The sequence below is a fragment of the Luteipulveratus mongoliensis genome, from assembly GCF_001190945.1.
Taxonomy (GTDB): Bacteria; Actinomycetota; Actinomycetes; order Actinomycetales; family Dermatophilaceae; genus Luteipulveratus; species Luteipulveratus mongoliensis.
Map to the genome: position 1 here is coordinate 4,006,805 of NZ_CP011112.1, position 24,653 is coordinate 4,031,457.

At 68.3% G+C, this 24,653-nt stretch carries 22 protein-coding genes; 6 read left to right on the forward strand and 16 right to left on the reverse strand.

All coding sequences use genetic code 11. The features are described from left to right. Positions 1-9: 9 nt before the first annotated feature. Positions 10-2,262 (reverse strand): alpha-L-fucosidase, encoded by a 2,253-nt coding sequence (locus VV02_RS18990; RefSeq protein WP_052594061.1) that lies wholly within the window; start codon positions 2,260-2,262, stop codon positions 10-12. A gap of 182 nt (positions 2,263-2,444) precedes the next feature. Between VV02_RS18990 and VV02_RS18995 the strand changes: the two genes are divergently transcribed. Then, positions 2,445-4,721, forward strand: coding sequence for a family 20 glycosylhydrolase (locus VV02_RS18995; protein WP_218917444.1), 2,277 nt, complete (start codon positions 2,445-2,447; stop codon positions 4,719-4,721). Positions 4,722-4,734: 13 nt separating this feature from the next. On the opposite strand, the gene VV02_RS19000 is transcribed toward VV02_RS18995, so the two are convergent. The 5 genes from VV02_RS19000 to VV02_RS19020 form a co-directional block, all read right to left on the reverse strand. Beyond that, a complete protein-coding gene (locus VV02_RS19000) occupies positions 4,735-5,721 on the reverse strand; it encodes a uroporphyrinogen decarboxylase/cobalamine-independent methonine synthase family protein (protein WP_052594063.1) in 987 nt (328 codons plus the stop codon). 21 nt (positions 5,722-5,742) lie between these two features. Further along, a complete protein-coding gene (locus VV02_RS19005) occupies positions 5,743-6,651 on the reverse strand; it encodes a septum formation family protein (RefSeq protein ID WP_052594068.1) in 909 nt (302 codons plus the stop codon). Beyond that, entirely contained in the window at positions 6,648-7,580 is a 933-nt protein-coding gene (locus VV02_RS19010) for a septum formation family protein (RefSeq protein ID WP_157063467.1), read from the reverse strand. Before VV02_RS19010 ends, VV02_RS19005 begins: the two co-directional genes overlap by 4 nt. 156 nt (positions 7,581-7,736) lie before the next feature. Further along, positions 7,737-8,825 carry a tRNA 2-thiouridine(34) synthase MnmA gene (gene mnmA / locus VV02_RS19015; protein ID WP_052594072.1) on the reverse strand — a complete coding sequence of 363 codons (1,089 nt, stop codon included), beginning with the start codon at positions 8,823-8,825 and terminating at the stop codon, positions 7,737-7,739. After that, positions 8,822-10,027 carry a cysteine desulfurase family protein gene (locus VV02_RS19020; RefSeq protein WP_052594075.1) on the reverse strand — a complete coding sequence of 402 codons (1,206 nt, stop codon included), beginning with the start codon at positions 10,025-10,027 and terminating at the stop codon, positions 8,822-8,824. Before VV02_RS19020 ends, mnmA begins: the two co-directional genes overlap by 4 nt. 123 nt (positions 10,028-10,150) lie before the next feature. Here VV02_RS19020 and VV02_RS19025 point away from each other — a divergent pair, with 123 nt between their 5' ends. Further along, positions 10,151-11,299 (forward strand): hypothetical protein, encoded by a 1,149-nt coding sequence (locus tag VV02_RS19025; RefSeq protein ID WP_052594078.1) that lies wholly within the window; start codon positions 10,151-10,153, stop codon positions 11,297-11,299. Here the strand turns inward: VV02_RS19025 and VV02_RS27225 are convergent. After that, positions 11,279-11,491: a hypothetical protein gene (locus VV02_RS27225; protein WP_245633132.1), complete on the reverse strand. Its 213-nt coding sequence runs from the start codon at positions 11,489-11,491 to the stop codon at positions 11,279-11,281. The two genes, VV02_RS19025 and VV02_RS27225, sit on opposite strands and share 21 nt — an antisense overlap. Continuing rightward, a complete protein-coding gene (locus VV02_RS27230; RefSeq protein ID WP_245633133.1) occupies positions 11,488-11,691 on the reverse strand; it encodes a hypothetical protein in 204 nt (67 codons plus the stop codon). The genes VV02_RS27225 and VV02_RS27230 overlap by 4 nt, the downstream gene beginning before the upstream one ends. 101 nt (positions 11,692-11,792) lie before the next feature. On the opposite strand from VV02_RS27230, the gene VV02_RS19035 reads away from it, so the two are divergent. After that, on the forward strand, positions 11,793-12,740 hold the full coding sequence (locus VV02_RS19035) for an RNA polymerase subunit sigma-70 (protein ID WP_052594081.1): 948 nt from the start codon (positions 11,793-11,795) through the stop codon (positions 12,738-12,740). 96 nt (positions 12,741-12,836) lie between these two features. Then, positions 12,837-13,388 (forward strand): dihydrofolate reductase family protein, encoded by a 552-nt coding sequence (locus VV02_RS19040; protein ID WP_052594083.1) that lies wholly within the window; start codon positions 12,837-12,839, stop codon positions 13,386-13,388. A gap of 94 nt (positions 13,389-13,482) precedes the next feature. Here the strand turns inward: VV02_RS19040 and VV02_RS19045 are convergent, their stop codons facing one another. The 5 genes from VV02_RS19045 to VV02_RS19065 form a co-directional block, all read right to left on the reverse strand. After that, the gene (locus VV02_RS19045; protein WP_052594086.1) at positions 13,483-14,439 is read right to left on the reverse strand and encodes an electron transfer flavoprotein subunit alpha/FixB family protein; all 957 of its coding nucleotides are present in this window, start codon (positions 14,437-14,439) and stop codon (positions 13,483-13,485) included. 12 nt (positions 14,440-14,451) lie between these two features. Next, a complete protein-coding gene (locus tag VV02_RS19050) occupies positions 14,452-15,231 on the reverse strand; it encodes an electron transfer flavoprotein subunit beta/FixA family protein (protein WP_052594088.1) in 780 nt (259 codons plus the stop codon). 137 nt (positions 15,232-15,368) lie between these two features. After that, the gene (locus VV02_RS19055) at positions 15,369-15,908 is read right to left on the reverse strand and encodes a hypothetical protein (protein ID WP_052594090.1); all 540 of its coding nucleotides are present in this window, start codon (positions 15,906-15,908) and stop codon (positions 15,369-15,371) included. A 240-nt stretch (positions 15,909-16,148) separates the two neighbouring features. After that, entirely contained in the window at positions 16,149-16,937 is a 789-nt protein-coding gene (locus tag VV02_RS19060) for an enoyl-CoA hydratase/isomerase family protein (RefSeq protein WP_052594092.1), read from the reverse strand. Continuing rightward, entirely contained in the window at positions 16,934-17,482 is a 549-nt protein-coding gene (locus tag VV02_RS19065; protein ID WP_052594094.1) for a hypothetical protein, read from the reverse strand. Before VV02_RS19065 ends, VV02_RS19060 begins: the two co-directional genes overlap by 4 nt. A 34-nt stretch (positions 17,483-17,516) precedes the next feature. On the opposite strand from VV02_RS19065, the gene glgX reads away from it, so the two are divergent. Together glgX and VV02_RS26115 are read left to right on the forward strand one after the other, a co-directional pair. After that, a complete protein-coding gene (gene glgX / locus VV02_RS19070) occupies positions 17,517-19,670 on the forward strand; it encodes a glycogen debranching protein GlgX (protein ID WP_052594096.1) in 2,154 nt (717 codons plus the stop codon). 13 nt (positions 19,671-19,683) lie between these two features. Continuing rightward, on the forward strand, positions 19,684-20,952 hold the full coding sequence (locus VV02_RS26115; protein WP_083450288.1) for a GNAT family N-acetyltransferase: 1,269 nt from the start codon (positions 19,684-19,686) through the stop codon (positions 20,950-20,952). Here the strand turns inward: VV02_RS26115 and VV02_RS19080 are convergent. The 3 genes from VV02_RS19080 to VV02_RS19090 form a co-directional block, all read right to left on the reverse strand. Beyond that, entirely contained in the window at positions 20,909-21,211 is a 303-nt protein-coding gene (locus VV02_RS19080; protein WP_052594098.1) for an Imm53 family immunity protein, read from the reverse strand. The genes VV02_RS26115 and VV02_RS19080 overlap by 44 nt on opposite strands. Positions 21,212-21,274: 63 nt before the next feature. Next, positions 21,275-22,669 carry a GH1 family beta-glucosidase gene (locus VV02_RS19085; protein ID WP_052594100.1) on the reverse strand — a complete coding sequence of 465 codons (1,395 nt, stop codon included), beginning with the start codon at positions 22,667-22,669 and terminating at the stop codon, positions 21,275-21,277. Next, on the reverse strand, positions 22,666-24,642 hold the full coding sequence (locus tag VV02_RS19090) for a cellulase family glycosylhydrolase (RefSeq protein ID WP_052594102.1): 1,977 nt from the start codon (positions 24,640-24,642) through the stop codon (positions 22,666-22,668). Before VV02_RS19090 ends, VV02_RS19085 begins: the two co-directional genes overlap by 4 nt. Positions 24,643-24,653: the final 11 nt, after the last annotated feature.

Sequence of the window (24,653 nt, forward strand, 5' to 3'; positions counted from 1 at the left end):
CGAGTCGCGCTACCGGATCTGAACCTCCGCGAGCGCCAATGGGTTGGTCGTGGACTCCAGCTGAATCCGAACGTAGCGGCCCTTCACACCCTTGAGCGGAACCGTCGTCGGCCGGCCCGCAGTCGCTTCCTGGCGGACCGCGGTCACGCCGGGTGTCGCGCGCGCCTCCTCCAAGGAGTTCGCCGTGATCGGGTTGTCGGAGCTGAGGATCCAGTACTTCGCCAGCCGGTCGGCACAGCAGTCGGTGCGGTTCCAGATCGAGGTCTCGGTCAGGGAGCGCGACGCGCCGAGGTCGACCTGCCACCAGGCTTGCGACGACGGTTCGGCGGTGTGCGTGACCGATCCCGAGCCGAACGAACCGTTGGTGTTGCCGTCGACCGCTCGACCGGCCGGTGCGTCGTACGCCGTGCTCGCCTGCGATGCCGCCTTGCCGAGTGCGAGGTTGGGCAGCTGAACGTTGACGTTCGTGGTCGCCGTCGTGCTGACCTTGCCTCCCGACGTCGTGACGCTCAGGTCGTACGACCCCCGCGCCGAGCCTTCCGGGACGCTGATCGTGATCGGCACGGTGACGGTGGCGCCGGGCGGGATCGTGCCGATCGAGCCTGTTGCCGGAGTCACCTTCCAGCCCGCGGGCGCGGTGAACTTCGCGAGCGGGTGCGTGATCGGCGTACGACCGGTGTTGGTCAGCGCGACCGAGGCCTTCGCACTGGTGCCGGGAACGATCTCCGGCGGCACGTCGAACCTCGCACGCACCAGCTGTTTCACGCCTGGCGTCGAGATCTTGAAGACGAAGGCGTTGTCGGTCTTGACTGTGCCGCGCGCCGGGGCCGTGATGTGAACCGTGCCGTCGGCGGCGCGCTGCCATGGCAGCGCCTTGCCGTCGCCGCCGAGCACCTTCACCTGCGTGCCCTTGGCGAAGGGCAGGTCGCCGCCGAGCGTCAGCTGGGCGCCGGGCCAGGACTGCGCGATGGCGTACAGGTTGCCGTCCTTGACCGTGTAGCGAACGGGCACGTTGCTGTGCTTGTCCTCGGCATGGTTGAAGTAGGTGGTGCCGTAGATCGCCTCACCGTTGACGCCGAGCCAGGAGCCCATGTCGCGCAGTCGCGACTGCATCAGGTCAGGGATCGTGCCGTCGGCCTTGGGCCCGATGTCGAGCAGCAGGTTGCCGTTCTTGCTGACGATGTCGCTGAGCGAGTCGATCAGCTGGTCGGAGGTCAGGTAGTCCGACTCCGGCTCGTTGGAGTTGTAGCCGTAGGAGTGCGCGATGCCGCGGCTCGCCTCCCACTTCACCGGGTCGATGTCGTCCTTGACGGTGTACTCCGGTGTCTGGAAGTCCAGCTCGGGGCTGTCCAGGTCGCCCGTGCGCGTCTTGCACCGGTTGGCGACGGCGACCTCTTTGGGCTTCGGACGGTTCTTCGCCTTGTTGTAGTAGTCGGCGATGACCGGCGCCATGTCCCAGTAGGAAGCGGGCTTGTCCCACTGTCCGTCGCACCAGATGATGTCCGGGTCGTACTGGTCGACCAGCTCCTTGAGCTGGGGCTGCATGTACGTGTGGACGTAGTCCTTCGTCGGCTCGACCCCGGTGTAGGGGATCTCCTGGCCGGTGTACGGGTTGGTCACCGGCTTGCCCGTGTAGTTCGGGTTGTTCCACTCGTAGAGCGAGTAGTAGAAGCCGGCCTTGAGCCGACCGTCCTTGCGCGCCGCCTTGAACAGGTCGCCGGCCAGGTCTCGGTGCGGTCCTCGATCGACCACGTCGCGGGTGCTCGTCTTGGTGTCCCAGAGGGCGACGCCCTCGTGGTGCTTGGAGGTCAGCACGAAGTACTTCGCGCCAGCGTCGTTGAACAGCTTCACCCAGTCGGCCGGCTTGTACTTCTCGGCCTTCCAGTCATCGATGAACGAGTCGTACGTCTTCCCGATCCCGAACGTCGCGCGGTGGTGATCGTTGGTCGGCGTGCCCGCGGTGTTCATGTAGTTCCAGTACCACTCGGCGTAGCTGCCGCGCGGTCCCCATGCGGGCACCGAGTAGGCACCCCAGTGGATGAAGATCCCGAACTTGTCGTCGTTGAACCAGCTCGGCACGGGGTGGGTGTCGAGCGAGTCCGCGTTCGGCTCGTAGTCAGGTGTGCTCGTCGAGCCGTGCGGCGGCACCGGATCGACCGAGGTCGCTGACGCGCTGGACGACACCGTCCCGACCGTCAGCGCAGTGGTCGCCAGCGCGGCGACGAGGAGGGTCGTACGCCTGCTGTGTCGTCTGAGCTTCATCTCACATCTCCGTTGACGAAAGATCCGATGTCTGTTGGCTGTGCGTCAGAGGATAGCCACCATTTGGCGACGATTTGTGAGATCTGTCACCAAAAGATCCGATCTAGAGGCGCTCTTGATGCTTGACTGTGAGTGGTTGAACTAGCAGACACTCATATCTGCGCACCCAAAGGAGTCCAGGCATGTTGCCCCTTCGATCGTTGGCCATCCCCGTCGCTGTTACGGCACTGTCCCTCGGCGCCCTGGCTCTCTCTCCCGCCGCCGCGCAGCCGAGCCAGCCGTCAGCGGACGTCGCTCAAGACGCACCCGCAGCGGGCATCAGTGGTGTGGTGCCCCGCCCGACCAGCTGGCAGCCCGCGCCCGGGCAGACCCGGCTCGGGTCCGACACTCGGCTGCTCATCGATCCGCACAGCGCCAGCCGGTGGACCACAGGTGCAACGCAACCCGGGCTCGCGCAGCGCAGCACCATGTCGGTCGCCCAGGAGATCGCCGGCGACCTGTCCGCGATCTTGCCGTCGCGCCCGAAGGTCTCTGCCGCGGTGAAGACCGCCGACCGGGACGACGTCGTGGTCACGCTGACCCGCGATCCAGGGCTCGGCGCTGAGGGCTACCAGCTGCGCGTCGGACCAGGCCCGATCCGGATCGAGGCGAACACCAGCACCGGCGTCTACTACGCCGCGCGGACCTTGCAACAGATGCTTCGGACCGGCGATCACCAGACCGTGAGCGCCGGGACCGTACGAGACGTCCCGACGCAGGCGGTGCGCCAAGTCATGCTGGATGCCGGTCGCAAGTACTGGCAGCCGGCGTACCTGAAGAACCTCGTCCGGCAGATGTCGTGGATGAAGATGAACACCCTCTTCCTGCAGCTCTCGGACTCCGAGGGCTTCCGGCTGGACTCGCCGAAGTTCCCGGGACTCGCGAATCCGGCAGTTAGCTACAGCCGCAACGAGATTCACGACCTCGTCACGTTCGCCGCGAAGCATCACGTCATGGTCGTACCCGGCATCGACGTGCCCGGGCACGCGACCGTGCTCAGCAACTACTTCGGCATCGGGTTCGGGCAGGGCACCGATCCGTGCGGGCCGCAGCACATGCACAGCCACCTCACGCCGGACTGGGTCATCGATCTCACCAGCCCCCGGTCCACCCAGGTGACCAGAGACCTGCTGACGGAGTTCCTGCCATGGTTCGACGCGCCGTACGCGCACCTCGGCGCCGACGAGCTGCCCGGACAGCTCGGCGACTGTCCGCGCGTCCAACGCGCACTGGCCGCGGACCCGGACGCCGACACGCTCGGTGACCTGCTCAGCCGCTTCATCAACGACGCCGACAAGACCGTCCGAGGTCTGGGCAAGCGCTCGATCATCTACAACGGTGTCGAGCACATGGACTCACCGCGCCAGGACGTCAACGACGACGTCGTCTTCATGACCTGGGAGGGCTCCGGCAGCGAGCCGGAGATCCCCGGCAAGGACGAGATCGCCATCGGGCCGTTCTACGTGACCCCGAACAACTACCACCACCTCTACCCCGACCAGCAGTGGATGTATGACGAGTGGGTCCCGAGCCAGGCATCCGACATGCTCGGTAGCGGCCTGATGAACTGGGCCGACTACAACTTCTGGGCCAAGGACGCCTACTTCGAGCAGCTGATGGCGATGCCGCGCGCGATCCTCGCGGACCGCACCTGGAACGCCTCCCCGACGCCGGACACCGTCGCCGAGTTCCGGTCCAGGGTCACGACACTCGGCTCCGCACCCGGCACCACCGCTGAGCCGACAGTCCCCCGCGTGAACGACGGCCGACCGAGCCACCGTTGGACGTTCGACAACGCGAGCTATCCGAGCGGGTGGACGTACGCCGGAAGTCCTGGCAACACGCTGTTCGCCCAGGACGCCGTCGGCGATCTGCCCGGCACGTCGTACATCATCAACAACCCGACGCCCGTCCCTGGCGTGACCGGACAGGCGTGGCGCTTCGACAACGACCGGGACGGCGTCGGCTTCGGCGGTCTGGACGTCCAGGCACCGTGGACCTTCTCGACCTGGGTACGCCGCACGGGAACGACCGGTCCGAACGGCAACTCGACGCTGCTCAGCTCCAACGCGTCAGCGATCAAGCTGGAGCAGTGGAAGGCCTGCAGCAAGGTCGGTTTCACGGCCAAGGGCGTAGCCGATCACAGCTTCGACTACGTCACCCCGCTGAACGAGTGGGTGCACCTGACCATGGTCGCGACCCCGACGCGCACTGATCTCTACGTCAACGGTGCCTTCCACAGCAGCGTTGCAGCCAGCGTGCCGCTGCCGATGCGCTCCATCGGAGACGTCGGCTCCTCGATCCGCGGCGACCTGGACGACGTCACGACGTACGACGAGGCTCTCTCGCCCACACAGGTGCTGGCGGCGTACCAGAAGTACGGCGTCGCCGGCTCGTCACAGCAAGGAGCGTGCGGCTGACTGGCCTGACCGCTCAGCGTTCTTGCTCGAGCATGGCCGCAGCGTCGACGGCAAGGGCCTGTACGCCGTCCGCCTGACGCGGCGTGCGCGTCGCCAGCCCGCACGCCGGCGTGACGACGACCGACTCCAAGCGCGAGCTCTCCAGGCCGACCCGCCGCCAGCCTTCGAGGAAGGGGTCGACGACGGCCTGCGGGTGGCTCGCGTCGGTGTCGGTGGGGACGAGCCCGGCCCACAGGGTCGTCCCGGCCTCGACGCTCGCCGCCACCGACTCCCACGTGCGAGCCGTCAGCAACGACGTGTCGATCGCGAGCCCGGCCGCCCCGACCTGACGGAGCAGAGCGAACGGCACATCAGGCGCGCAGCAGTGGATCACCACCGAATCCGCTTGCCCCTCAACGGCATCCACGACTTCCTGCAACCCGGACTCAACGGCACCCGGATCCACCGCGCGCAGCCGCCCGAACCCCGACGAAGAGCGCAACCGTCCGGTGAGGACAGCCGGCAGGGAGGGCTCGTCCAGCTGCAGGATCAGCTCGGCCCCCGGGATCAGGCCACGGATGCGCGACAGGTGCTCACGAGCCGCCTCGGCCAAGGAACCCGAGAGATCGCGACAGGCTCCTGGGTCGACCACCGCGCGATCGCCGCGCGGCAGCCAGAGCGCAGCCGCGAGAGTCCAGGGCCCGCACAGCTGGACCTTGAGCGGACCGGTGTAGCCGTCGTACGCCTCGGCCAGCTCATCGAGGTCCTCGCGCAGGAAGGCCTGCCCGCGCGCGACGTCCCGGCCGGGCGCATCGGTCAGCCTCCAACCCGAGGGCTGGAGGTCGACCGGCATCTCGACCAGCTGTGCCGCGGTGCGACCCACCATGTCGGCGCCGGGACCCCGCCCCGGGAGCTCGGGCAGGTAGGGCACCTGCCCGTCCGCGAGCCGGTCCCGGACCCGGCGCACGACCTCGCGGACGGGTCCATCGGGCCAAGAGCCGACTCCAGAAGCACGCGTCACGGACGCGACACTAGCCCGGTATCAGCGATAGGCCGTGAGCGGCTTGTCACCGATGCCCTTGAGCGTCTTGGTGACCTGACCGCTGGTCACCTCGGCCCAGCAGCTCGACGTGCGTACGCCGCGCGACCAGCCCGTTGCGGAGGGCTGCGTCTTGCCGAGCACGATGTCGGTGCGCGGTTTGGTCGTCTTGCCGATGAACGCCTGGAACAGCGGCTTGCACAGCGCGTCCGAGCGCTTGTTGCGCTCGGCATCGCCGGGGTAGGCATCGGTCGGCTGCCCGAGGAAGCCACCGCCGACCGCCTCCGAGGCGTGCTTCTTGGAGCAGGGGGACATCTCGACCGACGTCAGTCCCGTGACCCGCTTCTCGACACAGCCGCGGGTCTCATAGGGCGCGTTGCCCTTGAGCTTGCCCTTGTAGGACCCCTTGACGGTGGCCACCTTGTCCCAGGACTCATCGAACTCGCCGACCAGGCACACGATCCGGCTGCCCGCGGCCGAGTCCTTGGCGATCGGGAAAGTCAGCGAGCGGTAGCGCGTGGAGTTGAAGCCGTCATAGCCGACGTATTCGGCGGCTTTGCGGTCACAGGTTGCCTCGCGCAGCTCGTGACGCTTGATCATGTCGTCGGCGAACTGCGTCGTCGGCACCGCGGCGGTGACCTCGTACTGATGGTCCCCACCGCAGCTGATGACGGTCCAGTCCGGCTCCTTGGTCATGCAGGTCCCGGCGGTGTACGCCGTCGCCGCGGCCGTGGAGGTCGCGCTGGTGGCCGGCGGCTGGCTCGCGTCAGACGTGGCCGGGCTGGACGACGTGGCAGCCGTGCTCGGCGCGACGGTCGAGCCGCCCTTCACCTCGGCGTCCTGGCACCCCGCCACGAGCAGCGACGTGACGAGGGCTGCGCCGACGGCGACGGCGCGCGTGGGGCGCCTCATCGGTAAGAGGTGAGGGGCTTGGTCGTGATGTAGTGCAGCGACTTCTTGACCGTGCCCGACGTCACTTCGACGAAGCAACCGGTGAACATCTGTCCCTTGGCCCACGGTCCGGGGCCGCCGGAGTTCTGGGAGGAGATGATGTCCGTGCGGCGCTTGGTCCCGAGGAACTTCTCGCCGATCGGCTTGCAGTACGACAGCGCCTGCTTCTGGATCTTGTCGCCACCGGGGAACGGGGCACCCGGACGGCCGTTGAGCTTGCCGCCAGTCGCTTCCGACGCGTGCGGGGCGTTGCACGGCACGAACTCGACGTCGTCGCTCTTGCTCGCCCGGCCCTTGAGGCACAGGTTGTAGCTGTAGAAGCCCGATCCAGTGAGCTTGCCCTTGACCGACCCGGTCCCCTGCTTGAGGGACTTCAGGCTGTTCTCGAACTCCTGGACGATGCAGACGAACCGTTCCTTGTTCTTGGGGTCCGCCGCGGTCGGCAGCGTCGCGACCTGAAGCCGGGAGACCGCCCAACCGGCGGAGCCGAGGTACTTGGCACCCTGCTCGTTGCACACCGCGGTGCCGTAAGCCGTCCGCTTGACCAGGTCACCGGCGTACAGCGTCGTGGCCGGAGCGGCAGCGACCTCATAGAGGTGCGAGGTAGAGCAGTCGACCTTGGCGTAGCCCGGCTTGGGGCCCAGGCACTGGCCGGCGGCGTAGTCCTGGGCCGCGGGCGCTGAGCTGGTCGAGGACGACGGCGAGGGGCTCTCGGACGACGTCGGGCTCGGGGTCTCGGTCGTGCCGCTGCTCGAGGCCGTGGTCGGCGCGCTGGTGGCCGACGTCGGGGCACCGCCCACCGATGGCCCGTCGCTCCCTCCGCACCCGGCCGTCAGAGCCAGAACTGCCGCAGCTGCCAGAGCTGCACCTGCACTACGTCGCACCATCATGGATCCCCTTCGTCACAATCGTCTGCGCGCAGCCTAGCGAGGCCACGACTGGCGCAGCGACGTCGGCCACCGTTCAGATACGAACATGGGAACGACAGTCTGATCCCCGCGCCGGGGCTTCGACTTCACCTGGCACCGTGCAGGTTCCACCCGATCTCAGGATTGTTGAGCGCGACGCTCCGCACGGCTGATGGTGGCCGATCCCACGACCCGGGTGCCGTCGTACAGCACGACCGACTGCCCGGGCGCGACACCGCGGACCCGCCGCTCCAGGCGTACGGTCACGGTCTCGCCGTCCGAGCTCGCCCGGCACGGGACCTCTTCGCCATGGGCCCGCAGCTGGGCGCCGTACGATGCCTCGCCCGTCGGCGGCGGACCGCACCAGCGCGCGTGGTCACCCACGACGACGTCGACTCCGAGGAGCTCCTCGGTGCCGACCACGACGGTGTTGGTCCGAGGCTGGACGTCGACGACGTAGCGCTTGGCGTGGTCCTCGCGCGGGACCTTCAGGCCGAGGCCGCGACGCTGACCGACGGTATAGGCGAACGCTCCGTCGTGCTGGCCGACGACGTCTCCGTCGGTGTCCACGATCGGGCCCGGCTGCTCACCGAGCCGGCGAGTCAGCCAGCCCTTGGTGTCGCCGTCGGCGATGAAGCAGATGTCGTGGCTGTCCGGCTTCTTGGCCACCGCGAAACCGCGAGCGGCGGCCTCCTCGCGGATCTGCGGCTTGGTCGTGTCGCCGAGAGGGAAGAACGAGCGGGCAAGCTGGTCCGCGGTCAGCACACCGAGGACGTACGACTGGTCCTTGGCCGGGTCCACCGCACGATGCAGCTCGCGGCCCTGCGCACCGTCGACGATCTGCGCGTAGTGGCCGGTGGCGACAGCGTCGAAGCCGAGCGCGAGGGCCTTGTCGAGGAGCGCCGCGAACTTGATCCGTTCGTTGCAGCGCAGGCAGGGGTTCGGGGTGCGACCGGCCTCGTACTCGGCCACGAAGTCCTCGACGACGTCCTCACGGAAGCGCTCGGCCATGTCCCAGACATAGAACGGGATGCCGAGCCGGTCCGCCACCCGGCGGGCGTCGCCCGCGTCCTCGATGGTGCAGCAGCCGCGCGCGGACTCCCGGAGGGTCGCCGCGGACTGGCTCAGCGCCAGGTGGACGCCGACGACCTCGTGGCCGGCCTCGACCATGCGGGAGGCGGCGACCGCCGAGTCGACGCCTCCGCTCATGGCGGCCACGACCCTCACCGCTCGCTCCCCCGCGTCGCGTGGTGCGCTCGTTGGGCGCGTTCGACCGCTGCGGGCAGTGCCGTCAGGAACGCCTCGACATCGGAGTCGGTCGACGTGTGACCCAGCGACAGCCGCAGTGCGCCTCGCGCGTCGTCCTCGGAGATGCCCATCGCGAGCAGCACATGACTGGGCTGCGGTACGCCCGCCTGGCACGCAGATCCGGTCGAGCACTCCACACCTGCGGCATCGAGAAGGTAAAGAAGGGAGTCGCCCTCACACCCGGGCACGCGCAGATGCGCAGTGCCCGGCAGCCGTCGTACGACATCGCCCACGTCGTGCGGACCCGTCACCGTGATCCCGAAGCCGGCTCCGACCGCACCGTGGATGAGCTTGTCGCGCAGCGACGCCAGATGGGCGGCGTGCTCCTCGAGGTGGGTGACCGCGTGCTCGACGGCCATGGCGAGCCCGGCGATCGCCGGGGTGTCGAGGGTGCCGCTGCGCACCTGACGCTCCTGGCCACCGCCGTAGCTCAGCGGCTGGATCTTGACGTCGCGGCGCGCGAGGAGGACGCCAACGCCCAACGGCCCACCGATCTTGTGCCCGGTGAGTGCGAGGAGGTCGGCGCCGCTCTCGGCGAAGTCGACCGGCACCTGACCGATGGCCTGCACGGCGTCGGTGTGGAACGGCACCGCGAACTCACGAGCGATGGCGGCGATGTCACGAACCGGCTGGACGGTGCCCACCTCATTGTTGGCCCACATCACGCTGACGACGGCGACGTCGTCAGGAGCCTCCTCGAGAGCGGCCCGCACGGTTGCTGGGTCGACCCTCCCCTGCTCGTCCACGCCCAGCCAGGTCACCTCAGCGCCTTCGTGCCGGACCAGATGCTCCACGCAGTCCAGCACGGCATGGTGCTCAATGGCGCTCACCAGGAGGCGGGTGCGACGCGGGTCGTCCTCGCGCCGGCGGCGGTAGGTGCCCGCGACGGCAAGGTTGTCGGCCTCGGTGCCCCCAGACGTGAAGATCACTTCCGACGGACGCGCGCCCAGCGCTGCGGCGATCGCCTCGCGGCTCTCCTCGACGACGCGTCGGGCAGCTCGCCCGGCCGTGTGCAGCGAGGAGGCGTTGCCGAGCACACCCATCTGCTGCGCCACGCGTTCGACCACGGCCGGTAGGACAGCCGTGGTCGCAGCGTGGTCGAGGTAAACGCGGTCGGTCACCCATCGATGCTACGGCGGCGCCGCACAGTGGACGAATCTCGATCGGTCGGTGATCGGTTTCGGATCGGGGCCCAAGATTTGCCACACTATGGCGCGCACCAACCATTCAAGCGAGGTCTCTCGATGCTCCTGGCACGTCGCCGTCTCCTGGCCTGCACCACCGGTCTCACCGCCCTGCTCACCGTCAGCGCCTGCTCGGCCTTCGACGACTCGCCGAAAGCCGACGGCGGCAAGTCCGCAGCCAGCAGCACGCCCACGGCCTGCAACGGCCCGGCTGCACCGTCATTCGCCGGTCACAACACGGCGTACGACTCCGCCGCCCGGGTGGAGCGCGACCAGGCCGTCGGAGCCCAGGTCGGCAAGCCGGTGCTGCGCAAGCAGCCCCGCAGCGACGGCTGGGCGGTCGTCGATCTGGCCGTCAAGACGTCGGTCATCACCAACGGCGTCTTCGCGATCGGCCCCGACGCGTTCGTGCTCGTCGGCCCCAACAACAAGCAGTGCGCTCGTCCGGCCGCCGGCTCATCCACCACCGCCTTCAACCTGACCGAGATCGACGAGCAGCGCTCCGGCTCGGGCACGGTGTCATTCCTGGTGCCCCCGGGTGCCAACCTGTCGGCGTACAAGGTGCTCTACAACCCCCAGGGCGGGACCGTCGCCGAGGCGACCTGGGCCACTGGCGGCACGGCGGCCGACTCGGTCACCAGCTCCTGCAGTGCCCGCAAGAGCCCGTTCAAGCCGGTGCAGGGCGCCGACCGCAAGCACTTCGGCGAACCGATCACGGTCGGCGACCCGAGCACCGTCGGAGCCTGGATCAATACACAGGCACCGCGTCCCCTGCCGCTCAAGGCCAGTGACAAGCACCCCAACGACGTCGACGGAGTCCTGGTCTACGCCACGATCCGGGCCGTCGGTGCCGTCGCCTACGTCGATCGCGGGATGTTCCAGCTGACGGACGGCAAGGGCACGGTCTGCCGCTACGGCGCGCTCGGGACCGAGGGCGAGAACCTCAGTAGCGCGCTGGTGCAGACCAACAAGCCCGCGACGTACCGCCTGGTCTTCTGGGTGCCCAAGGGTTCCAAGCTGTCGGGCTGGCAGGTGCACTACCGCCAGGACCCGGACGGCAACTGGACCAACGGCACCTGGTACGACCCGAAGTACAAGGCGCCCAGCCCGAAGCCCGCGCCCAAGCCGACCTCCACGGCCAAGCCGAGCTCGACAGCCAAGCCGAGCAGCTCGGCGAAGCCCAGCAGCTCAGCGACCACCAAGGGTTGAGAGCCACGGATGACCCGGAAGCGCGCGCTGCAGCGCGTCGGCCAGCCAGACGCGTCTGGCATCGCCGAGCAGCGGTAGCGCCACCTCGAAGTCCTCCTGGTCCCGACGCCGTAAGCCCTTGGCCTTGTAGAGCAGCTGAAGGTGCGGTTCGAGATAGGGCACGCCGTCCTTGCTCCACAAGGCCCGGCTCATCGGCATGGTGATCGACGGGTCGCAGTCGTGGTGGTGACGTGAGACCCGGTGAACGCCTCGATCGCCCACCCTCCAGCGATCCACCACGTGCCGGCATAGTCCGCGAACAGCGTTGCTGCGTCTGCGGGTTCGCGCCCCAGCGATGGCCCGTAGACCCGCTCGGACTCATCGTCGCTGATGTCCCACCCCGTCACACCCACGCGCTGCAACCTACCGTCGCGGCGACGAATCACCTGGTCCGCGAGCGCAATTCGGCATGAAGCTCCGTCGTCGGGCGGAGAGTGTTTGTAGGGTTTCGGGAGTGCCGACCATCACCGCCGAGGAAGTCGACAGTCACCGGCAGGAGCTGATCGCCTACTGCTACCGGTTCTTCGGTTCGTACGCCGACGCCGAGGACGCAGTTCAGGAGACGATGCTGCGCGCGTGGCGGCGTGCCGACACCTTCCGGTCGGACTCCTCGACCCGGACGTGGATCTACTCGATCGCCACCAATGTGTGCCTCGACATGCGGAAGGCTCCGTCGCGACGTGCGCTGCCCATGGATCTCAACGGGCCTGGTGACGTCCCGTCCGACAACCGTCCGCTGAGGACCCGGCCCGATGAGAGCTGGATCGGACCGCTGCCCGGCCGCTTCCTGCCGCAACCGGAGGACCCCGCCGACGCGGCGCAGCAACGGGACTCGTTGCGACTCGCCTTCGTCGCTGCCCTGCAGACCCTGCCGGTCCTGCAACGAATCGTCCTCATCCTGCGCGACGCGCTCGCGTGGTCGGCCGCTGAGTGTGCTGAACTGCTGAAAACGACTGTGCCGTCCGTGAATTCGGCGTTGACCAGGGCACGACGCACTCTCGGCACGAAGGCCCTGCCGCAACGCGTCGGCACCGGATCCGACGTGCGGACCGCGGACGCCTACGTCACCGCGTTCGAGCGGTACGACGTCGACGCGCTCGTCGAGCTGCTCTCCGCAGAAGCCGAGTTCAGCATGCCGCCCTTCGAGCTGTGGTTGCGCGGGCGACTAGCCATACGCGAGTGGTGGCGCGGCCCGGGCGCGGTCTGTCGCGGGTCACGAGTCGTGCCCACCTCGTCCAACGGTTGTCCCGCCGTCGCGGTCTATCACCCGCGAGAGGACGGGACGTACGGCGCGTTCGCCGTACACGTGCTGGACATCGACGACGGGCAGATCACCGCCATCACGCACTTCATGGGAGCAGGCGTCTTCGGCGACTTCGAGCTGCCCGCGGAAATTCTTTAGGAAGGACCGCTCAGTTCGTGAGCGCCGCGTCGTCCAACCCTTCGACAGCACGTACCGCGCGGCGCCGACCGGCCCGCCACATCCTTTGGAGCAACCATGAGCCGCAAGGTCACTGCCCACCTGTTCAGCTCGGCCAACGGCGTCGTCGAGTCGCCGAACCTCTTCCAGTTCGACGCGTTCGGCCAGGAAGAGGAAGCAGCGATGGCGAAGTCGATCGCAGGCATCACTGACGTCGTGATCGGGACGACCCTCTGGAAGGAGTGGTCGGAGTTCTGGCCGGGCAGCGACATCGAGCCGTTCGCCTCCTTCATCAACCCGGTCCGCAAGCACGTGGTGTCCTCGACCCTGTCGGGCGACCTGGCGTGGAACAGCACGCTCGTGGAAGGCGACCCGGTCGACTACGTGAAGGCGTTGCGCGACAACGGCGCTGAGGGGGGAGAGATCTCGATCGCCGGGGGCATCCAGACGATCCGATCGCTCTTCGTCGCCGGCGTCGTGGATGAGCTGACGCTCACGACCCACCCGGTCGTCACGCCCGAGGGCGCGCGCCTCTTTGACGAGTCGGTGCCGCTCACCCGCCTGACACTCGTCGACTCGCAGATCACCGCTGCCGGGAATGCCCTGCTGACCTACTCGCTGCGTGACTGAGCCCTGACCGACGCGTCAACTCGTTGAGATACCAAGGCCGCCCGCTCCCCTGAGGGGAACGGGCGGCCTTTGGTGATCGTACGTCTGTGCTCGCTCAGGCGCGGGCCTTCTGTACGGCCTCGGTCGCCTGCGGGAGGACGGTGAACAGGTCACCGACGACACCGAAGTCCACGAGCTCGAAGATCGGCGCCTCCTCGTCCTTGTTGATCGCGATGATCGTCTTGGACGTCTGCATGCCCGCGCGGTGCTGGATCGCGCCGGAGATGCCGGCGGCGACGTACAGCTGCGGCGAGACCTGCTTGCCGGTCTGGCCGACCTGGTTGCTGTGCGGGTACCAACCGGCATCGACAGCGGCGCGGGAGGCGCCGACGGCGGCCCCGAGGGTGTCCGCGAACGTCTCGACGGGCGAGAAGTCGCCGCCGGTGCCACGACCACCGGAGACCACGATCGCGGCCTCGGTCAGCTCGGGACGACCCGACTTCGCCTTGGGCTCGCGGGCGGTGATCTTGGCGCCCTTGGCGGCGTCGGAGACGGTCAGCTCGACGGGCACCACAGTCGCGCTCGCCTGAGCGGCCGACGGGGGTACGACATTCGGCTTGATCGTGATGATCGGCGCACCCTTGGTGACGGTCGACTTCACAGTGTAGGAACCGGCGAACACCGACTGCGTCGTGGAGACGCCGTCACCGGCGGCCTCGACGGCGGTCGCGTCGGTGATCAGACCAGACTCGGTCTTGATCGCCAGCCGGGCCGCGGCCTCCTTGTTGTGCGACGTCGAGGGCAGCAGGACCGCAGCCGGCGACGCCTGCTGGACGACGGCGTACAGCGCCTCCGCAAGCGGGGCGACGAGGTAGTTGTCCACGTCCGCGTTGTCGATGACGTAGACCTTCTCGGCGCCGAACTGTGCCAGCCGCGGACGAGCCGCGTCGACGTTGCTGCCGACGAAGACGGCGGACGGCGTGCCCAGAGACCGGGCAATCGTCAACAGCTCCGCGGTGGTCTTCTTGACCTGACCATCAGCGTGGTCGACCAGGACGAGTACTTCAGCCATGGCGTTCTCTCCTCACACGAACTTCTGAGCGACCAGGAACTCGGCGAGCTTGGTGCCGCCGTCTCCTTCGTCGGTGACGATCTCGCCCTGCTCGCGCGGCGGGCGCGCGGCGAAGGACTCGACCTTGGTCCAGGCTGCGTCGAGACCGACCTGGCCCGCGTCGACGCCGAGGTCGGCGAGCGACCAGGTCTCGACCGGCTTCTTCTTGGCGGCCATGATCCCCTTGAAGGAGGGGTAGCGCGGCTCGTTGATCTGGTCGGTGACCGAGACCAGGGCAGGCAGCTGGGCCTCCACGGACTCCGAGGCGACGTCGCCGTCGCGGCGGCCCTTGGCGGTGCCGCCCTCGACCTCGAGGGTCGAGACCTGAGTCACCTGGGGCAGACCCAGGCGCTCGGCCAGCATCGCCGGGACGACGCTCATCGTGCCGTCGGTCGAGGCGAGACCGGTCAGCACCAGGTCCGGCGTGCCGATCTTCTTGATCGCCTCAGCCAGGATGAGCGAGGTCGCCACCGCGTCGGAGCCGTGGATGGCCTCGTCGCTGACGTGGACCGCCTTGTCGGCGCCCATCTGGAGGGCCTTCTTGATGGCGTCGGCAGCCTGCTCAGGACCGACGGTCACCACGGTGACCTCGCCCTCACCCGCCTCGACGATCTTCAGAGCAGCCTCCACGGCGTACTCGTCCAGCTCGGACAGCAGACCATCGACATTGTCGCGGTCCGTCGTGTTGTCCTCGTTGAAGGTGCGGTCGCCCTGAGCGTCCGGCACGTACTTCACGCAGACGACGATGTTCATGTCGCTCGTCCTCTTCTTTGTGGTGCGTGGATGACTGGGGATTGAGTCGTGACCGCCAGGCTACCCGTCAGTAACACGAGCGCAAGCGGCAGGGGTTTGGTCAAAGCGCCCGGAGGGACGCCGGAGGGCTCCAGGCCCTAGTGGTCCTTGATCCAGATCAGCAACATGCCGATCAGTGTCAGCGCGACGATGATCCAGGGAGCGAGACGGTTGAGCACGAAGGCCAGACCACCCGGGGCCTCGGTCTCACCTGCGGGAGTCTGGAACATGTCGGCCTGCCGCCCGAGCACAGTGTCGGCGACGGCTGCGGCCAGCACGATGACCAGGCCGACGACGAAGGGCAGCACGGGGGGCATCCCGGCGATCTTGTCGAGGTCGCGCACCATGCCGGTGAAGCCCCACAGCGTGAGGAACATGCCGATCAGGCCGGCCGCGGCCAGGAGGATGGCTCGGATGCGCGAGACGCGCCCGTCGATGCTTCCGGTGATGTCCACGCCCGCAGCGTAGGCCTTCGGATCGCCGAAGTGATCGGCTGCCTTCTTGCCGCTTGCACTGAGCGCGTCATCGACCTTGCCCAGCGCCTGGCCGATCGCCTCGGCCGATGCGCCACGAGCCTTCAGAGCCGTCACGAACGGCTCCTGCCACTCCTCGTCGATGTGCCAGGCCTTGATGGTCACGGGTCTTCCTCCCGGGCAGTGGTCACGAACGGACCAGGCGGAGCTGCGGGTCGGCGGGCGCCCCGCGGCACTCGGCTGGACTCTACCGCTGTCTCACCGGCCGGGGACCGTACGACACCGGGTGACGTGGCCGCCCGCCCGGACCCGACTACCCCGCCGAAACGTGCACTGCCCCCGGTGACATGACGAGTCATTCCACCGGGGGCAGTGTCAGGAACGGCGGGGTAGTCGAGGAAAAGCTCAGCGGCCTTCGAACGTCGCCTTGCCCGGCCCGTTCTCCACGAACGAGCGCATCCCGGTCTCCCGGTCCTTCGTGGCGAACAGACCGGCGAACAGCTGGGACTCGATCCCCAGGCCGGTGCTCAGGTCGCCGTCGAGGCCACGATCGATGGCCTCCTTGGCGGCCCGCAGTGCAACGGCCGGACCGCCGACGTAAGGCTTCACCCGAGCCTGGGCGGCGGCGTACGCCTGACCCGGCTCGCACACCTCGTCGACGAGACCGATGGCCAGCGCCTCGTCGGCCTCGACCATGCGACCCGAGAAGACCAGGTCCTTGGCCTTGGCCGGGCCGACCAGTCGGGCCAGCCGCTGCGTGCCACCGGCACCCGGGATGATGCCGAGGAGGATCTCAGGCTGGCCGAGCCTGGCGTTGCTGCCGACGACCCGGAAGTCGCACGTCATCGCCAGCTCGCAGCCACCGCCGAGGGCGTATCCCTCGATCGCGGCGACCGTCGGCTTGGGGATGCGCGCGAGCTCGATGAACGCCTCCTGCAGCAACCGAGCCCGCTTGACGATGTCCGGGTAGGACATGTCGAGCATCTCCTTGATGTCCGCGCCGGCCGCGAAGACCTTGTCGCCGCCCCAGACGATGACCGCGGCGACCTGGTCGTCACGGCCGAGCTCGCGCGCCGCCTCACCCAGGGCGTCCTGGATGGAGGCGTCGAGCGGGTTCATCTTGGGCTTGTCGATGCGGATCGTGCCGATGCCGTCCTCGACCGTGGTCGAGACGTGCTCCCCGTACGAGGTCATGCCTTGGTGTCGTCCTGGCCCTCGTCGGCCTGACGTGCGTCGGCCTGACCCTCGCCGTCCTCCGGCGTCGGGAAGGACACCTGCGGGACGCCACCGTTGGCTGCGTGCGGGCCTTCGCTGGTGACGGCCTGGTGCCACATCTGCACGGCCTGCAGCACCATCTGGATGGTCGTCTGGACGAGCATCTTCAGGTCGGAGCCGTCTTGAACGAGGTGCTCACCGGTCGCCACCAGGGTGCCGTTGGCGATGCCGGTCTTGATGATGTTGAGGCTCAGCGTGACGTCGTTGGCGGCGAGCAGCTGCTTCTCCAGGTCCTGCGGGAGGTCCTCGGAGACCTGCCACTGGCCGAAGATGCGCATGATCGGCACGTCGCCCTCCATGCAACGGACGAAGAGCTGCTGGCCCTGCACCTTGAAGCTGACGTCGCCGTCGTCATCGAGATCGGGGCGGAAGCCCTCGTCCTGCAGGACATCGAGCACGCGGCCGCGCAGCGGGGACTCGTCAGCCGGCGGCGGGAAGTTCGGCAGAGAGGTCGGATCAGTCATGAGGCCAACGTACCGAGTCAATACGCTGGCGACCATGTCAGGTCTGCAGCCCGTTCTCACCCCGCGCCGCTCCCCTAACGTCGCACCGCCGCCCGGGGCCACCATCAGCCCGCAAGGCGTCGAGTTCTCCGTGTACGCCGGTCACGCGTCGTCCGTCGACCTGTGCCTCTTCGATTCGCAGGGCGCCGAGCGGCGAGTGCCGCTGGACAAGCACTCCGACGGCAGCTGGTCCACCCACGTGGACGGCATCGGCGCCGGCCAGCGCTACGGCTACCGGGTGGACGGCGAGTGGTCCGCCTCCGGCGGCCTGCGTCACAACCCGGCCAAGCTGCTCGTCGACCCCTACGCCCGCGCGATCGAGGGCGGCGTCACGTGGCGGCCCGAGGTCTATCCGCATGTCGTGGACGACTCCCTCTCCGGCGACGGCGAGATGCGCGACGACCGCGACAGTGCGCCGTACGTGCCGCGCAGCGTCGTGCTGGGCGACGAGTTCGACTGGGGCGACGACCGCCCGCCGCACATCGCGTGGCAGGACACGGTCGTCTACGAGACCCACGTCATCAGCCTGACCAAGACGCTCCCGGACGTACCCGAGCACCTGCGCGGCACGTACGCCGGCGTGGCCCACCCGGCCACGATCGCCCACCTCAAGAAGATCGGGGTGACGTCGATCGAGCTGCTCCCGGTCCACTCCTTCCTCACCGAGCCCTACATCGCCCAGGGCGGCCGAACCAACTACTGGGGCTACAACACCCTCGGCTACTTCGCGCCGCACGCGGCGTACGCCAGCGCCGACGACCCGCAAGGCGTCCTCGATGAGTTCAAGGGCATGGTCAAGCTGCTGCACGCGGCGGGCCTCGAGGTGCTGCTGGACGTGGTCTACAACCACACCTGCGAGGGCGGCTCGTACGACGGGCCGTCCCTGTCGTTCCGCGGTCTGGACAACCGCGTCTACTACCGCATCGACGAGACCGGTCACGACATCGACGTCACCGGCTGCGGCAACACGGTGGACCTCAGCCACCCGGTGCCCATGCGGCTGGTGCTGGACTCGCTGCGCTACTGGGTCAGCCAGATGCACATCGACGGCTTCCGTTTCGACCTGGCCGTCGCGCTAGGACGCGGCAAGACCGGCGAGTTCCATCCGGACCACCCGTTCCTGATGGCGTTGCGCACCGACCCGATCCTGTCCGGCGTCAAGCTCATCGCCGAGCCGTGGGACGTCGGGCCGGACGGATGGCGCACCGGACAGTTCCCGCCGCCGATGTCGGAGTGGAACGACAAGTTCCGGGACACGGCTCGCACCTTCTGGCTGACCGACCTGGCACGTGACTACGAGGGCCAGCCCGGTGATGGCGTGCACGACCTGGCCACCCGGCTGGCCGGCTCGGGCGACCTCTTCGGCAGCGGCCACCGCAGCCCTTTGGCCTCGATCAACTTCGTGGGTGCGCACGACGGGTTCACGCTCGCCGACCTGACGGCTTACAACGTGAAGCACAACGAGGCCAATGGCGAGGACAACCGCGACGGCAGCGACAACAACCACTCCTGGAACCACGGGATCGAGGGCAACGACGACGTACCGGACGAGGTCCTCACGGTTCGCCATCGGTCGATGCGCAACCTTCTGGCGACCCTGGTGCTCTCGTCGGGAGTGCCGATGATCAGCGGCGGTGATGAGCTCGGCCTCACTCAGAACGGCAACAACAACCCCTACTGCCAGGACAACGAGATCTCTTGGTACTCATGGGATCTCGCCGACTGGCAGCGCGACATGATCGAGACGACGACCTTCCTGACCGGCCTCCGGGCTGCACACACCGTGCTGCGCCAGCGGCAGTTCTTCCCGGGCGACCCGATCGACGGCGACGAGCTCGCGGCGTTGCGCTGGCACAGCGCGGACGGCGGCATCCTGACCGCCGAGCAGTGGGACAACCCATCCACTCGCACGATGTCTGTGGTCTTCGACGGTGCGGACGTTGGCGATGGTCGGCTGCTGATGGTTCTTCACGGCAGCGCCCACGACGCCACGATCACACTCCCCCAGCAGGACGGCGTCGCACACTGGAACCTGTTGTGGGACAGCCGTTTTGATCGTCCTGATCAGGTCGAAGGCGGCGCGGTGGACGCGGGGCAGACCTACGACGTACGTGCCGCCTCGTTCGCGATCTTCGAGGGCCAGGAGTGAGGTCGACCGCGGCATGACGGTGCTGCAAGCCTGGACCGAGCAGGACGGCGCGTTCTACGCCGGCCAGGTCGCCGACCCCGAGATCCAGCGCTTCACCGTCGACTCGCCCGATACGACGGCAGACGACGTCGCCTCGGCGATCCGCGCGCTGCACGCGGATCCCCACGGGCAGTTCGGCCGGGTCATCGTCGATCCCGTCACCGGCGACCTGTGCGGCAACCTCGCTCTGGAGCGGTCTGCGGCCGAGGTCACCGTGTCCTACTGGGTCGCGGCACATGCGCGTGGCCGAGGTCTGGCACGGCGGGCCGTCCGCGAGGCACTGGACTGGGTGCGGAGCCACTGGTCGGGCACGAGCACCGCCTTTGCCTCGATCCACGCCGACAATGCCGCGTCGGCGGCCGTGGTCTCCGCGCTGGGCTTCGAGCGAGCTCCCCAGCGGGACAAGCAGATTCACGTCCGCGGCGAGGACTGGCCGATGCACGGATGGCAGCTGCGGCTGGCGCCGCTCACACCCGACGAGCACGGTGGGTCCGAGCTCGATGGTGACTACCTCGACCAGCTCTGGGACTTCAACGATCCGGCTGAGTCCGAGGGTCGCCTACGCCGCGCGCGAGATGACGCAGCCGACGGCGTACGGGATGAGCTGACGACCCAGGTGGCCCGCGCGCTGGGACTCCAGGAGCAGTTCGACGCAGGGTGGGCCGAGCTGGCGCTCGTCGAGTCCGACGGCCCCGTCGTACGCCTGCGCCGCGCCCTCGAGAGCGGCCGGCTCGCGCGGTCGGCCGGCGACACGGACCGCGCAACCGAGTCGTTCCTCGAAGCGACGCGAGTGACCGACACCGGCCACGACTTCCTGCGGATCGATGCGCTGCACATGCTCGCCATCACCGACGGGCCGCACGCCGAGCAGTGGACCGCCGCGGGGCTCGAGCTTGCGACCACCACCTCGGACCAACGGGCGAAGCGGTGGGTCGGTTCGCTCATGCTGAACGCCGGATGGGCACACCACGACGCCGGTCGACATGCTCAAGCCCTGGAGTCGTTCGAGCGCGCTGTCGCGGCGTACGCCGAGCGCGGCGCGCCCGAGCAGCTGCACGCCGCACGATGGGCCGTCGCGCGATGCCTGAGATCGCTCGGCCGGGACGCCGAAGCCTTGGCGATCCAGGAGCAGCTCGCGCTCGCCGAGCCGACCGATACCTACGTGCAGCAAGAGCTGGCCATCCTGAACGCGGTTGGCACTACTGGCGATTCGGCTCCGCCCAATCGAGAAAAGTCTCGATGATCCGTTCGAGCTGAGTCTCGTCGCCCGCGCCCTTCCAGACCCCTTGCTCGATGTAGCAGCAAAACCAGCGGTCCTGTGGTGTCGCCCCGACGCCTTCCTCGATCTCCTCGAACTCGCGGTTCTCCAACCCCGCGCCTTTGAGCTCGACCTTCACGATCCAACCCGGGTTGGAGACCGTCTCGATCACCACACTGGAGTCGGTCCACTGGTCATCGGACCGCTGCCGAGTCCACTCGCCGAGCCGCTGAAGACTGTTCATGCCTGGAGAGTAGGCGACTGGGCGGCCGCGTAGACAGAACGCCTGCGGAGCCCGTCGGGGCGGTCAGCCGGCGTGCTGACGGGCGATGAGTCGGCGATACCACTCGAAGCTGGACTTCGGAATCCGTTGCTGCGTCTCGTAATCCACGTAGACCAAGCCGAAGCGTCGGGCGTAGCCCTCGGCCCACTCGAAGTTGTCCAGCAGCGACCAGCAGTAGTAGCCGCGGACGTCGACTCCCTCATGGGTCGCCGCCACGACAGCGCGCAGGTGGTCCTCGAGGTAGCGCACCCGGTCGGGATCGTGCACGTGGCCGTTGGACGCCACGACGTCGTCGCACGCGCGGCCGTTCTCGGTGATGTAGACCGGCGGCAGCGTCGGGTAGGTGTCGTGCAGCCAACGCAGCAGGCGGCGTAGCCCGTCGGAGTCCACCGGCCAGCCCATCTCGGTGCGCTCCTCACCGTCCGCGATGACCTCTTTGAACGCGAGGTCTGCAGCCGTGCGGCGGGCCGGGTCCGGCTCGTCGTAGTCGGCGGCGACGACGTTGGACGGGAAGTAGTAGTTGACCCCGAGGAAGTCCAGGGGCGCCGAGATCGTCTCGAGGTCGCCGTCCTGGATCCACGAGAAGTCGGTCAGCCCGGAGTAGACCGTCCGTGCGAGCTCCGGATAGGTCCCGGCGAGAACGGGATCGGTGAACAGGCGGTTGGCCGCGAGCAGCGATCGATCGGCCGCCGCTCGGTCGTCGGCAGAGTCCGTGACCGACGCAACCGGCTGCAGGTTGAGGGTGATCCCGAGCTGTTGGTCCGGGCTGCCAGAGCCGCTTGCACGGAGCCGCTCGATCGCCAGACCGTGGCCCAGCAGCAGGTGGTGCGCCGCGGCCAGCGCGCCGTCACCCTCCTGCGCACCCGGCGCGTGCCGGCCGTTGCCGTAACCGAGGATCGAGGAGCAGTACGGCTCGTTGAGCGTGATCCAGCGCGTCACCCGGTCGGACAGGTGGGCATGCACGATCTCGGAGTACTCGGCGAACCGCTCGGCTGTGTCGCGCACGCGCCAGCCGCCGGCGTCCTCGAGCGGCTGCGGGAGGTCCCAGTGGTAGAGCGTGATCGCCGGCGCAATTCCCTTGTCCAGCAACGCATCCACCAGCCGGTCGTAGAACGCCAGCCCCTCCTCGTTGGCAGGGCCTTTGCCGGTCGGCTGGATCCGCGGCCACGCCACCGACAGCCGATAGCTGTCCACCCCGAGGTCAGCCATGAGCTGCACGTCCTCGGGATAGCGGTGGTAGTGGTCGCACGCCACATCGCCGTTGTCACCACCCGCGACCTTGCCCGGTGTGTGACTGAACGTGTCCCAGATTGAGGGTCCACGACCGTCGGCCGCGATCGCGCCTTCGATCTGGTACGACGCCGTCGCCACTCCCAGCTCGAATCCCTTTGGCAGGCCGAGGCTTTCGTTAGCACTCATCGCTCGTTCCCCTCACTGTCAGTGGAACCCAGCACGGTGTCGCCCTGGGCTTGGTCTTGGGTCATCTGCAGCACGGTCACGCCGTACGCCGGGAGCTCGACCTTGGTCACGGCATCGCCTCCCGAGAGGGGGCGGAGCGTCATGCCGTCCGGGACCCGTGGCGCGGCAACCTGGCTGTCCGCCGACTCACTCACGAACCACACGAACTCGCGGCCATCGTCATGGACAAGCCCGTCGACCAGCACGTGTGGCGAGTCGACCTGGACTCGTCGAGCGACGCCCGCCAGCTCGGCCAGCGCGTCGTACAGCTGCCACGTCGGCTCCGGGTTGGCACGCGGGCGCGCCGCAGCGAGCAGCTCGGTGGGAACCGTTGACAGCACAGCGATTCCGGCACCGATGCGATGCGTCGTGAGGACGACCCGGCCACGTTGGTCACGGGCGACGACCTCAGCGTCCAGCGCCTCGACCGGCAGCATGCTGCGAGCCGACTCGCTCCCTGCGACCGGGATGCGCAGCACGTCCCCTGATCGCAGCGGACCCAGGTCTCGCTCGAAGGTCACCTCGATGACGTCGTCCTCGAGGGGCTCGGTGATGCCGTACATGAGCTGGTGACGGACCCCGAAGATCTCCTCGAGCCCGGACCACCACGGCCCACGCTGGAAGTCGGCGTCGCCGAGGCCGTGGGAGGCATAGACGGTGGCGCCCGCCCGGGCCAGCTCGCCGAGCCGGCGCCAGGTCGGCGCGGTCAGCGCCTTGGTGGATGGCACGAGGTAGAGCGGCAGTCCGTCGGGGATCCCGTCGACCTCACGCGCGAAGTGCACGGCAAGGTCTGCCTCACGGGCCGCCACGTGCGCCTGCTCCAGCGACGCAAAGATCGGCGTGCGCTCCTCGACGCTCTGGGTGAGCGGCTCAGCCGTCTCGAGATAGGCCGGTACGACCAGAGCCGCCTGGGCAGGCCACCGGTGGCAGCGCGTGAGGTCGATCGCCTCGACCGTCTCGGCGAAGTCGCGCATCTCAAGCAGCTGCGGCTTCGGCGAGCCGTCCACGCGAGTCAGCCCGAAGTGCAGCTCGAAGGCGTGGTGCCGGTAGGGATCCTGGTCAGCGAGGTTGTCGAAATCGGTGTTGTTCCAACCGATCCAGCCCGTCGCGCCGGCCAGCAGCGAGTTGTGCAACGTCTGCCGGTAGTAGTGCGCGGCATGCTCGTCGGAGGCGAAGTCGGACGTGACGCCGAACTCCTCGAGTACGACCGGCTTCTCGGCCACAGCGGCCAGCTCACAGATGAAGGCGGCCTTGAGGTGCTGGCGTACGACGTCGGTTTCCATCCGGTAGACGTGCGGTCCGACGAAGTCGACGATGTCCGCGGTGTCCCGCACCGAGAACCCGTTGTCCTCGCCGGTCACCTCGATCCCCCATGCGCCGTCGCCGAGGGACACCGGCTGACGGCCGCCTCCGGCGCGGACGGCTTGGACCATCAGCTCTGCCCAGCTGGTCACCGTCTCGCGTTCGGCGGCCCCGCCGTAGATGGGCATCTCGTTGGAGATCAGCCAGCCGACCACGGCCGGGTGTGACGCGAAACGGGAGACCAAAGTCCTTGCGTACCAAGCCTGTCGGGCGACCAGCCAAGTGTCGGCGTACAGATCTCGACCGGCACGCCAGGACGGGTCCCAGTTCTCTCCCGACATGTGCCCGACGATGAAGGTCGGCACGCTGGTCATACCGAGCTCGTGGTGCAGGTCGAGGAAGACCTCGAATCGGTCGACCACGTCCGGGTCCAGCTGGTCGGCGGTCGGCATGGTGTCCGGCCAGTAGAAGAACGACCGTGTCATCGTCAGGCCGTGGTCGCGCAACGCCGTGAGCTCCTCACGGAGCAGGTCGCGGTCGACGTCGCGCCACATCAGGGGGCCGCCCTGACGCGACCAGAAGTTGGCCCCGATCCAGACGATCGGATCTTCGCCGCGACGCACAAACCTCATGGGCCGTTCGA